Origin of the sequence: Microbacterium sp. (assembly GCF_029263575.1) — a bacterium.
In the GTDB taxonomy this organism is placed as follows: domain Bacteria; phylum Actinomycetota; class Actinomycetes; order Actinomycetales; family Microbacteriaceae; genus Microbacterium.
The window spans coordinates 1-10,940 of record NZ_JAJUFV010000101.1; the positions used below are offsets into that span (position 1 = coordinate 1).

Sequence of the window (10,940 nt, forward strand, 5' to 3'; positions counted from 1 at the left end):
GGACGTCGCGGCCGCGAACCCGGATGCCGTCGCCATCGTCTCGTACGACCAGTTCGCGACCATCGCGCCGCTGCTGGGTAACGCTGGCGTCGACACCGGTGCGCTGTACCTCGTCGACGGAAACCTCAAGGACTGGGGTTCCGACATCTCGGTCAGCCTGGAGGGATCGAAGGGCACGCGCGCAGGCGCGGAGCTGCCTGACGACTTCATCGACCAGCTCAACGAGGTCTGGACCGCCGACGGCAACGACCCGATCGACGCTGTGACCTACTCGGCTGAGGCCTACGATGCCACGATCCTCATCGCACTCGCTGCGCTGCGTGGCGTGTCGGTCGAAGGCGAAGACATCGCCGAGTACATGCAGGAGGTCTCCGGTGGTTCCGGCGAGGGCGAGAAGTGCACCAGCTTCGCCGAGTGCGCCGAGATCATCAACGCCGGCGGCGTCGCCGACTACGACGGCTACTCCGGTGAGGTCACGTTCGACGAGAACAACGACCCGAAGGGTGCTGCGATCGGCGTCTACGAGTTCGACGCAGAGAACATGACAACCCGCATCAAGTAACACACAAAGAGGACGGGCCCGGATGCATCAGCATCCGGGCCCGTCCTCTTTCATGCTTTTCGCTTCGCTTCTTTCGTCGTAGGCGCCACTGAAGCTCGTTCGAGATATGACGTCGCTGCTCGAACGACGCGGGGCGGCTCATTCAACCCCTCGATGCGCTCCAGCAGCATCGTCGCGGCGGTTCGTCCCATGTCGTAATCGGGTTGGTCGATGACGCTGATGTCGGGTGATACCAGCAGCGTCCAATCCTGATTGTCGAAGCCGATGAATGACAGTTGATCAGGGATGATGGTGCCAGCCTCTCGGAGCGCGCGGTAGGCGCCGAGAGTCATGACGTTGTCGGTTGTGACCAACGCCGTCGGCGCGGCGGCGATGCCAATCAACTCACGAGTGGCCAGGCTGGCTGCTGCCGTCGCGTATTCTCCGGCACGCACCACCAACGCCGGATCTATTTCTTTGTCTGCGTAGGTGTGGGCGCGAAGATAGCCCACCAGACGCGCCGCGCTCGGCGAGAGCGTGAAGACGTCCAGATTGTCGAGTCCTCGCCGGTTCAGTGACAGTACGTGGTCCAGTTCTTGGGCAGAGCGCAGTTCTCCGACGATGGCGACACGCTCATGACCGAGTTCGAACAGGCGCGTGACGGCATCCTGTATAGCGCGCGCGCCATCGATGACGACGGCGTCCGTTTGCAGGGTGGCGCTGGAGCGGTCGATCAGCGTAAGCGGCTTGCCTGTTCCGCTCCAGTTCTCCAGATGCTCCACATGCTTCGGTTCGGCGGGGGACACAATCAGACCGTCCACTGCGCTGGCGCTGAGCGTTCGCACTGATTCGACCTCGGTAGCCCAGTCTTCGTCACTATTCGCGATGAGGACGGAATAACCATGTGTGCGGGCGACATCGGTGATTCCGCGCAGGATGCCCGCGAAGAACGGATTGTGCACGTCTCCGCAGACGACGCCGATCGACTTCGTGCGCCCCGTGATCATGCTTCGCGCGAGCCCATTGGCCTGGTAGTTGAGCTTTTCAGCTGCGCGCAGGACCTTTTCGCGGGTCGAGTCGCGCACGCGCCCGTAATTGCCGAGCGCCCTGGCCGCCGTCGCCGTTGAGACCCCGGCCTCTTGAGCGACTTCGATGACGGTCGCAGGTCGAAGCGGTCTGTTCATAAGAGTTCCTCGGGCGAGAGTGTTCGCCTGGCTGCACGGCGTGGGCGTTGGGTGCGAAGCGTCTAGGACGGTGAGCGTCGCTTTTCGAGCGTACTGCATGCAAGCGTTTCGTGACGTGGCGTTCGGCGATTCTAGAGAACGTTATCTGATCTGATGATCGCTTTGACTGTCTGAAAACAACGTGCTAGCTTCATCCCTTGTGAGAACGTTCTCGCATCCGCCCATCGAGAGGTAAAAGAATTGTCGAAGATACTCCGCCCCCTTCGCCCGATCGAATCCGATCTTGTGTCGACTCTCGAGGGTGCAGTCGCGCAGCGCGGTCTTACGCAGCAGATCGCGGCGGCCGCTGGCAAGCGTGCGATCACACGCATCTTGTTCGTGGGAATGGGAGGCTCATGGGCCTCTTCTGTTCCCGTCGTCGTGCAGTTGCAGAGATCGGCCCTGACCGTACCGATATACAACCTCAATGCTGCTGAGTTCAACGCGCTGTACAGCTCCGGCGTCGGCCCGACCGATCTCGTCATCGCAGCGTCGCACTCCGGCGGCACGCCGGAGACCGTCTTGGCTGCACAGAACGCCAAAGCGCGCGGGGCACTGGTCGTATCCGTGGCCATCGACGCGGATAACGCGCTGTCGGAGCCTGCAGACTTTTCACTCGTGTACGGCAGCGAGCGATCGATCACGAGCGCGAAATACGTTCTTCTCAGCGAACTGGCGTATTCGCTGCGTGAGGCATTTGGAGACGAGGACGGGGTCGCCGAAGCTCGTGCTGGGCTCGATTCGATCCCTGCGGCGACGCTGGCTGCGACCGAAGACTATGAATCGCACCTGGCCGAGATTGCGAGTGCCTATGCCTTCTCAGACAACATTTATGTGCTCGCCTCAGGCGCTCTTTCTGGTCTGGCCTACTTGCTCTCGGTTTGCTATCTCGTCGAGATGCAATGGAAGAAGTCGACCCACTTCACAACCGGCGACTTCTTCCACGGACCCTTCGAACTCGCGCAGGAAGCACAACCCTACATTCTGTTCGCCGGCGCCGACGACACACGCGCACACGCTGAGCGGGCTCGCACGTTCCTCGACACGTACAACCCGAACTATCGAGTGCTCGATGTAGAGGACATCACACTGCCGGGAATCTCCACCTCACTGCGCGGAGAGCTGCAGCACATTCCGATGGCGTCCATCACCATGCGGCTCGCCGACCATTTCGAGGCCGTCTCCGGGCATGATCTGGACGCGCGTCGCTACATGCACAAGGTCAGCTACTGACGCCCATGCTGAGAATGTGCGCGATAGGCGACAACGTCGTCGACTGGTATCCGCAGGAGCGAATCGCCTTCCCGGGCGGCAGCGCGGCGAACTCGTCAGTCTTCGCCCGACGGATGGGGATCGAAGCGTCGTATATCGGCATCTTCGGAAATGATGTGCACGCCGAGCATATTTCGGGCAGTCTGACCCACGAGGGCGTCGACATCTCGCTCGCGCAATGGTGCGATGAACCCAGCTCACGCACGGATGTCCTCATAGACGATGCCGGAGATCGCACGTTCACCGCGTACGTTCCCCCGCAGAGCAGAATCGTCCTGGATGATGCGAAGCGTCGTCATCTGGTGGGTGCTTCGTGGATACACAGCGGTCACAGCAGCGCCACCGAGGATTTGCTCGCCGAGCTTTCCGAGTTCGCACCCGTGTCGTTCGACTTCTCGAGTAAAGACGTTGAGTATGCCGAGGCGATCCTGGCTCATGTGCGCTTCGCCACGTTCTCAAGAGACGAGGCGAGCATCGACGAGGCGCGAGAGCTGTTGGACTTCGCAGTCTCGTGCGGCGTAACATATGCCGTCGTCACTCGCGGCGCTAAAGGTGCGATCGCGGTCACCCCCGAGGGCTCCTTCGCCCAGACCGCGGCGCCGGCAGAGGTCATCGACACCATCGGCGCCGGCGATGCGTTCCAGACATGTTTCATCGCGAACGTCATCGACGGCAACGGCACACAGGACTCGTTGCGCAAAGCGAGCGAATTCGCCGCGCGCGTCTGCGGTCATCGCGGAGCGTTCGGCCATGGCCAGCACATTGAGCTGGCCATCTGATTTCGGTTCATGGAAAATCCGTCAGCCGCTGTTCAAGGAGGAAAAGTGAGAAAGATCAACAGACGTCATCTGACATCCGTGGGGCTGGTCGCCTCGAGCGCGATGTTGCTCGCGGGGTGCACCAGCGCGAACATGGCAGAAGATAAGCCACTCGATCTTGCGCCGGCGGTCGCCGGAGAGATCGCACCGGGTGCTCTGGACGGCATCACGCTCGTCTACGCCGGCAACGGCGGCACCATTCAGGACGGGCAGACCGAGACCATCTGGGAGCCGTTTGCCGAGGAGTCCGGCGCGATCGTGCAACAGGACAGCTACGAGCTGACGAAGTTGAAGGCCATGGTCGATTCGAACAGCGTCAGCTGGAACATGGTGAACTCTTCGATCCTGGAGAATGAACGCTACTGCGGGAATCTCTTCGAAAAGATCGACCCGGAAAAGGTCGATCTGTCGAACGCGCCCGAGGGCACAGTCGCCGGAGAGTGCACTGTACCCAATATCTTTATGGGCTACGTCGTCGCGTACAACACAGACGTGTACGGGGAGGACGGCCCGTCATCGGCGGCAGATTTTTTCGACACTGACAGATTCCCGGGCAAGCGCGGCGTGCCGGTCACGTCATGGATGGAGCCGCCGGCCGTCGAGTTCGCGATGCTTGCCAACGGCACCGACTTCGAGACCCTCGAAATCGCCGACTTCGACGCCGCGACCGAGCTGTACAGCTCGCTCGGAGACGATCTCATTCCGTGGACATCGGGCGCGCAGTCTCAGCAGCAGCTGGAGAGCGGCGAAGTGGATATGAGCCTGGTGTGGAGCGGTCGTGGTTTCGGCGCAGCCAACGCCGGAGCGCCGATCGCGGCCATGTGGGACGAGTGGGTCATTAATATCGATGGGATCGCGATTCCCAAGGGCGCACCGAACTTGGATGCCTCGTACGCGGCGGTGAACTACCTTCTCGGCGAAAGCCAGCAGGCGGCGGCCTCTGCAGCGACCTCATATGCACCGGTCAACATCAATTCCGTTCCGGAAGTGCCCGAGCTCACGAGCGAATGGCTTGTCTCCAACCATCTGGAATCCGGCCATTCGATCTCAATCGATTACTGGGTCGAGAACTGGGACGTGCTTGCAGATTCCTGGGCCAGCTGGGTAGCAGGAGGCTGAGCAGAGTGACCTTACCCGAGACCGAACCGCGCACCGTCAGCATCGGCACACCCGATGCTGGCGACGTCTCGGCGCCAGCAAGACGACGAAGGCTTCCGCAAGCTTGGTTGTCTCCGTTGCTGACGGTGCCGGCTGCAGCACTCATCACCGTGTTCTTCGCGATCCCGATCGTGAAGGTCGTCGTACTGAGTTTCACCGATCCGCAGGCTGGCCTTGACAACTATGAGTGGCTCTTCACCACGCCGCTCATCGGCCAGGCGGCAGCCAATACGCTCGGCATCTCGCTGTCGGTGACGGTGGTCTGTCTGCTCATGGCATATCCGTATGCGTGCCTCATGACGATTGTGTCTGATCGGACAAGGTCAGTGCTGACGATGTTGATCATGGTGCCCATGTGGTCCAGCATTCTGGTCAGAACGCTCGCCTGGGTCGTTCTGTTGCAAGACAGCGGACCGATCAATGCGGTACTCACCGATATCGGACTCGGCCCGGTGCAGCTGATCCGCACGCCGTTGGGCGTGGCGATCGGCATGTCGCAGGTGCTGCTGCCGTTCATGGTGATGCCGCTGTACTCAGCGTTGTCGCGAATCGATCGGCGTCTCATCACAGCTGCGAAGAGCTTGGGGGCTTCGTCAGCGCAGGCATTCTTCAAGGTCTACTTGCCGTTGTCACGGCCCGGGATCTTCTCCGGTTGTCTTACGGTGTTCATCCTTGCTCTGGGCTTCTACATCATTCCCTCCCTTCTCGGATCGCCGCAGGACACCATGATCTCGGCGATGATCCAGCTGCAGGTGAGTGGGTTCCTGCAATGGGGACGCGGCTCAGCGCTCGGAGTGGTTCTCCTGGTCGCAACGCTTGTTGCGCTGGTCCTCGTCTCTCGACTGGGCAAGACCAAACGAACCTCGTCCAAAGGAGGTCGACGATGAAGCTCAAGGCTGTGCTGAGCGTGATCAGCGTGCTCGTGCTCGCGTGGTTGATCCTTCCGACGCTGATACTGGTTCCGATCTCCTTCAGCGAGACCGCGTCGTTCAACTTTCCCGCCGAGGGTTTCTCGTTGCGCTGGTACGAGAACTTCTTCACCGACCCGAGTTGGATGAGTTCGCTATTCCTCTCCCTTCAAGTCGGGTTGCTCGCGACGGTGATCGCCACCGTCGCCGGGACCGTTGCTGCTTTCGGATTGTCGAAGATGCGGGTGCGCGGAAGGGCGATGTTCGAGGGTTATCTGCTCACCCCGATGATGATCCCCGGGATCGTCCTGGCGGTAGGGCTCTACTCCGTCTTTCTGCAGTTCGGACTTTTGGGCACACTTGGCGGTTTTGTGCTGGCGCACACGGTTCTCGCGCTGCCGTTCGTGATCGTGAACGTGCTCACCAGCCTGGAAGGCTTCGATTCGAGACTTGAGCTCGCAGCGGCGAGTCTCGGAGCGTCGAAAACACGTACGTTCTTCACTGTCGTCCTTCCCCTGATCGCCCCGGGTGTAGGAGCGGGTGCGCTGTTCGCATTCGTGACCTCGTTCGACGAGGTCATCGTGTCGCTGTTCATACAATCACCCGGACTCCAGACCCTTCCGGTGAAGGTGTTCCGCAGCGTCACGCAGGACACAGATCCTACTGTCGCGGCAGTGTCCGTGATCGTCACCGTCTTCTCGATCCTCGTCGTGTCACTTGCACAGCTGAGGTTCGTCAACAGGAAAAGGCTGAACGCATGAGCAGAACGAATGAGGAATCCACGACCCTGTCTTCGGAGCGGATCCCGCAAGGACAGAGGCCGCCGCACGTGGGTGAGTCCTCGGCCGGGATCGACCTTCGCGATCTCACGAAAAGCTACAACGGGAAGGTGGTCGTCGACGAGATCGATTTGGTGATCCAGCCGGGGGAATTCATGACTTTTCTCGGACCGAGCGGTTCGGGGAAAACCACAACTCTCAGCATGATCGCCGGGTTCACCGACATCACTGCGGGGGAACTTCGAATCCACGGTCGTTCGGTGGAGAAGGTTCCCGCCAATAAACGCGACATCGGCATGGTGTTCCAGAACTATGCGCTTTTTCCCCATATGAGCGTGCGCGCCAACGTCGAGTTCCCACTCAAGCTCCGTAAGTTCGCGAGATCGAAGCGTGATGAGATGGTGCGAAAGACTCTGGAAATGGTGCGGATGACGGAGTACGCGGACCGTTTTCCGTCGGAGCTTTCCGGTGGTCAGCAACAGCGGATCGCGCTCGCACGTGCGCTGGTCTACAGCCCTTCTGTGCTACTGATGGACGAGCCCCTGGGGGCGCTCGACAAGAAACTGCGCGACTGGCTGCAAGCCGAGATCAAGCGCATTCACACTGAGGTGGGCTCGACCTTCGTGTATGTGACCCACGATCAGGAAGAAGCGCTGGCGCTCTCGGATCGTATCGCCGTGTTCAACAACGGCAGAATCGAGCAGGTCGGAACCGGGGTCGAGCTTTATGAGCGGCCTCGCACTCTGTTCGTCGGGACGTTCCTGGGTGAATCGACGGTGATCTATGCGACACCGACAGAGGTGACCGACGAGGTAACCGTCATCGACGTCAGCGGTCACCGATTGCGTACGAATGTGCGTCGTCACGAATCGAAGCTCGCGTTGCTTCTGCGGCCCGAGAAGCTGTCGCTTTCGAAGCTCGAAGCAGCCGCTGCTGTCAGCGCGGACCGCAACGTCCTTCCGGTCACGGTGCGCACCAGCACCTACCTCGGTTCGTCGTGGCGGATTGAAGTCGAGCTGCCCGATAAGACCGTGGCGCTCGTTCGAACCGAAAACGCCGCAGATACACCGGCGCCCGGCGAACCCGGCATTCTCCATTGGGAGATAAATGCCGCAGTACTGCTGGCTGACGATCGCTAGGGGTAAAGACCCATGACGGAGCGGATGCCTGCCGTGGCATCCGCTCCGTCACTCATCTACACGTCATCCAGCCGACGCCGCGTCTACGCGGCGTCGGTGCCGAGCGTGCCCAGGTACAGTCCGATGACCTTCGGGTCGTTGAGCAGCTCGCGGCCGGGGCCCTCGTAGGCGTCGCGGCCCTGGTCGAGCACATAGGCGCGGTCGCAGATCTGCAGGCAGCGACGAGCGTTCTGCTCGACCATGATCGTGGTGACGCCGGCCTTGTTGATGTCGGAGACGCGGATGAACGCGTCGTCCTGGCGCACCGGGCTCAGCCCGGCCGACGGCTCATCGAGCAGCAGCACGGCAGGATCCATCATCAGGGCGCGCGACATCGCGACCATCTGACGCTCTCCTCCCGAGAGCGACCCGGCGCGCTGCTTCAGCCGCGTTCCCAGCTCGGCGAAGATTCCGCAGACGAACTCCAGCCGCTCGGCATAGATCTTGGGGTTCTGGTACAGCCCCATCTGCAGGTTCTCCTCGATCGTCAGCGAGGGGAAGACGTTGTTCGTCTGCGGAACGAAAGCCACCCCGCGACCGACGAGCTTGTCAGCCTTCAACCCGACGATGCTCTCGCCGTTGACGGTGATGTCTCCGGAGCGCACCTGAACCATGCCGAAGATCGACTTCAGCAGCGTCGATTTGCCGGCGCCGTTCGGTCCGATGATGCCGATCAGCTCGCCCTGACGCGCCACGAGATTCGCGCCGTTGAGGATGTTGACTCCCGGGAGGTAGCCGGCATGCACGTCGGCGAGCTCGACGACAGCATTCTCGGTCATGATTTCTCCTCATCGTTCGCTGCGGGCCCTTCGACAGGTTCAGGGACCGAACTGCCGTCCGCGGCCGGTGTACCGATCGCTGAGCTTGTCGAAGTGCTCAGCGGGGCCGGGGGCTCCTCGCCTTCGATCTCAGCTTCGGCCTCGGCCTCGATCTGTTCGCGCATCTCGCTGGCCGCGGCGTTCGACACCACGCCGATCCGCCCGGTCACCGCACCCAGATCGACATCCTGATGCGCGCCGAGGTAGGCGTCGATGACGGCGGGGTCTTCCATGACCGTCTCGGGCGGACCCTCGGCGACCACGCGACCCTCGGCCATCACGACCACCCAGTCGGCGATATGGCGCACCATGTGCATGTCGTGCTCCACAAAGAGCACGGTCATGCCGAGGTCTTTCAGGTCGAGGATGTGATCGAGCAACGACTGCGTGAGCGCCGGGTTGACCCCGGCCATCGGCTCATCGAGCATCACGAGCGTCGGGTCGCTCATCAGCGCCCGTGCCATCTCGAGCAGCTTTCGCTGCCCGCCCGAGAGCGAAGCGGCGAAGTCTTTCTCCTTGGCATCGAGCTTGAAGCGCGCGAGCAGCTCGCGGGCGCGGGTCTCGATCTCTTGATCCTGTGCGCGCCACAGGAACGGGAACAGGCTCGCCCAGAACCCTTCACCGCGCTGATGCGTCGCGCCCAGTTTCATGTTCTCGAGCACGGTCAGCAGCGACAGCGACTTGGTGAGCTGGAACGTTCGCACCTGGCCCAGGCGAGCCACCTTGAACGAGGGGATGCCCGACAGATTCGTGCCGTCGAACGCCCACTTTCCGGCGTTCGGGCGGTCGAAGCCGCACAGCAGGTTGAACAGCGTGGTCTTGCCGGCGCCGTTCGGACCGATCAGCGCGGTGATCGCACCGCGCGGAATCTCGAGGTGGTCGACGTCGACGGCCGTCAGACCGCCGAAGCGACGTTCGACGCCGTCGACCGTGAGGATCGGATCGACCTTGGCGACACCGGGCTCGGCCGGACCCTTGGCGAGCCCGGTCGTCTTGGGACGAGTGTTACTTGACAAAGGTCATCTCCCTCTTGTTTCCGAGGATGCCCTGCGGTCGGAAGATCACGATCAGCATCAGCACGATGCCGATCACGATATAGCGCACCACATCAGCCTGGTTGGTACTGATCGGCAGGGCGCCGATGCGTGCCAGCTCGGGCAGGAGCCCCCCGAGAAAGGCGAACACGACCCAGAACAGCACGGCGCCGAGCGTGGGCCCGAAGACCGTCGCCGCACCGCCCAGCAGCAGAATCGTCCACAGGAAGAACGTCAGCGACGTCGAGTAGCTGCCGGGAATCACCGCAGACGGCAGGACGAAGACGATGCCGCCGAGAGCGCCGATCACGCCACCGACCACGAGCGCCTGCATCTTGTATGAGAAGACGTTCTTGCCGAGCGAGCGCACCGCGTCTTCGTCTTCACGGATGCCTTTGAGCACCCGGCCCCACGGGCTGCGCATCAGCGCCCACACCAGCAGCACGGCGACGGCGAGCACGACGACGCCGAACAGGCGCATCCACAGCTCGTTCGCGTTGTACGTCCACGGGCCGAAACCGTAGGTGCCAGGGGGAATCGGGTTGGCGTCGCGGAAGCTCTGGTGATACCCGGAGAGACCGCCGGCCGAGTTCGTCCATTCGCGGAACAGCTCCGTCAGAAACAGCAGGCGCACGACCTCAGCCGTCGCGATGGTCGCGATGGCGAGATAGTCGGCGCGCAGCCGCAGCGTCGGGATGCCGAGCAGCAGCGCGAACACGGCGCCGGCGACGACGCCCATGAGCACGCCGCCCCACCAGGGGAGCCCGAAGCTGAGGATTCCGATGGCGTAGCCGTAGCCGCCGACGGCCATGAACGCCGCCATACCGAAGTTGAGCAGACCCGCGTAGCCGAAGTGCACGGCGAGACCGGTTGCGGCCAGGGCGTACGCGATCGTGGTGGTGCTGAACAGGTACGAGGCGGTGTTGCCGAAGATATTGCCGAAATCCATGCGTCAGCCCAACCTTTCCTTGCGCCCCAGTAGGCCCTGCGGCCTGACGAGAAGAATTACGACCAGCGCGACGAGCGCTGTGGCGTACTTCAGATCCGACGGGACACCCAGAAGCGTCGACACCTCGACCGCGAGTCCGACGATGATCGAGCCGATCAGCGCACCGAACGCCGAGCCCAGGCCACCGAGGGTGATCGCGACGAAGATCAGCAGCAGCATCTGCATGCCCATGTCCCACTTGACACCCGGGCGGAAGTACGCC

General features: G+C 62.1%; 10 protein-coding genes and 2 pseudogenes. 7 read left to right on the plus strand and 5 right to left on the minus strand.

Annotation, left to right across the window (positions count from 1 at the left end; all coding sequences use genetic code 11):
* A pseudogene (locus Q1J95_RS10750) lies at positions 1-562 on the plus strand (amino acid ABC transporter substrate-binding protein); the annotation flags it as partial.
* Between the two features lie 50 nt (positions 563-612).
* Here Q1J95_RS10750 and Q1J95_RS10755 read toward each other — a convergent pair.
* A complete protein-coding gene (locus Q1J95_RS10755; protein ID WP_300267511.1) occupies positions 613-1,725 on the minus strand; it encodes a LacI family DNA-binding transcriptional regulator in 1,113 nt (370 codons plus the stop codon).
* Between the two features lie 240 nt (positions 1,726-1,965).
* Between Q1J95_RS10755 and Q1J95_RS10760 the strand changes: the two genes are divergently transcribed.
* The 6 genes from Q1J95_RS10760 to Q1J95_RS10785 all read left to right on the plus strand — a co-directional run bounded on the left by Q1J95_RS10760 (position 1,966) and on the right by Q1J95_RS10785 (position 7,838).
* Complete coding sequence (locus tag Q1J95_RS10760) at positions 1,966-2,997, plus strand: SIS domain-containing protein (RefSeq protein WP_300267512.1); 1,032 nt, start codon at positions 1,966-1,968, stop codon at positions 2,995-2,997.
* Between the two features lie 14 nt (positions 2,998-3,011).
* Positions 3,012-3,815 carry a PfkB family carbohydrate kinase gene (locus Q1J95_RS10765; protein ID WP_300267513.1) on the plus strand — a complete coding sequence of 268 codons (804 nt, stop codon included), beginning with the start codon at positions 3,012-3,014 and terminating at the stop codon, positions 3,813-3,815.
* Between the two features lie 45 nt (positions 3,816-3,860).
* The gene (locus tag Q1J95_RS10770; protein WP_300267514.1) at positions 3,861-4,973 is read left to right on the plus strand and encodes an extracellular solute-binding protein; all 1,113 of its coding nucleotides are present in this window, start codon (positions 3,861-3,863) and stop codon (positions 4,971-4,973) included.
* A 5-nt stretch (positions 4,974-4,978) separates the two neighbouring features.
* A complete protein-coding gene (locus Q1J95_RS10775; RefSeq protein WP_300267515.1) occupies positions 4,979-5,899 on the plus strand; it encodes an ABC transporter permease in 921 nt (306 codons plus the stop codon).
* On the plus strand, positions 5,896-6,681 hold the full coding sequence (locus Q1J95_RS10780; RefSeq protein ID WP_300267516.1) for an ABC transporter permease: 786 nt from the start codon (positions 5,896-5,898) through the stop codon (positions 6,679-6,681). Before Q1J95_RS10775 ends, Q1J95_RS10780 begins: the two co-directional genes overlap by 4 nt.
* Before the next feature lie 128 nt (positions 6,682-6,809).
* The gene (locus Q1J95_RS10785) at positions 6,810-7,838 is read left to right on the plus strand and encodes an ABC transporter ATP-binding protein (RefSeq protein WP_300267517.1); all 1,029 of its coding nucleotides are present in this window, start codon (positions 6,810-6,812) and stop codon (positions 7,836-7,838) included.
* 83 nt (positions 7,839-7,921) lie between these two features.
* Here the strand turns inward: Q1J95_RS10785 and Q1J95_RS10790 are convergent, their stop codons facing one another.
* The 4 genes and pseudogenes from Q1J95_RS10790 to Q1J95_RS10805 form a co-directional block, all read right to left on the minus strand.
* Positions 7,922-8,656 (minus strand): ABC transporter ATP-binding protein, encoded by a 735-nt coding sequence (locus Q1J95_RS10790; protein ID WP_300267518.1) that lies wholly within the window; start codon positions 8,654-8,656, stop codon positions 7,922-7,924.
* Positions 8,653-9,711 (minus strand): ABC transporter ATP-binding protein, encoded by a 1,059-nt coding sequence (locus tag Q1J95_RS10795; RefSeq protein WP_300267519.1) that lies wholly within the window; start codon positions 9,709-9,711, stop codon positions 8,653-8,655. Before Q1J95_RS10795 ends, Q1J95_RS10790 begins: the two co-directional genes overlap by 4 nt.
* Positions 9,701-10,678, minus strand: a complete 978-nt coding sequence (locus tag Q1J95_RS10800; RefSeq protein WP_300267520.1) for a branched-chain amino acid ABC transporter permease — start codon at positions 10,676-10,678, stop codon at positions 9,701-9,703. Before Q1J95_RS10800 ends, Q1J95_RS10795 begins: the two co-directional genes overlap by 11 nt.
* Before the next feature lie 3 nt (positions 10,679-10,681).
* Positions 10,682-10,940 (minus strand): annotated as a pseudogene (locus Q1J95_RS10805) (branched-chain amino acid ABC transporter permease); the annotation flags it as partial.

What these genes read in the sequence shown, in the direction of transcription:
- Q1J95_RS10755 (WP_300267511.1), bottom strand. Translation starts at nt 1,725, where the DNA reads ATGAACAGACCGCTTCGACCTGCGACCGTCATCGAAGTCGCTCAAGAG.
- Q1J95_RS10800 (WP_300267520.1), bottom strand. Translation starts at nt 10,678, where the DNA reads ATGGATTTCGGCAATATCTTCGGCAACACCGCCTCGTACCTGTTCAGC.
- Q1J95_RS10780 (WP_300267516.1), top strand. Translation starts at nt 5,896, where the DNA reads ATGAAGCTCAAGGCTGTGCTGAGCGTGATCAGCGTGCTCGTGCTCGCG.
- Q1J95_RS10790 (WP_300267518.1), bottom strand. Translation starts at nt 8,656, where the DNA reads ATGACCGAGAATGCTGTCGTCGAGCTCGCCGACGTGCATGCCGGCTAC.
- Q1J95_RS10765 (WP_300267513.1), top strand. Translation starts at nt 3,012, where the DNA reads ATGTGCGCGATAGGCGACAACGTCGTCGACTGGTATCCGCAGGAGCGA.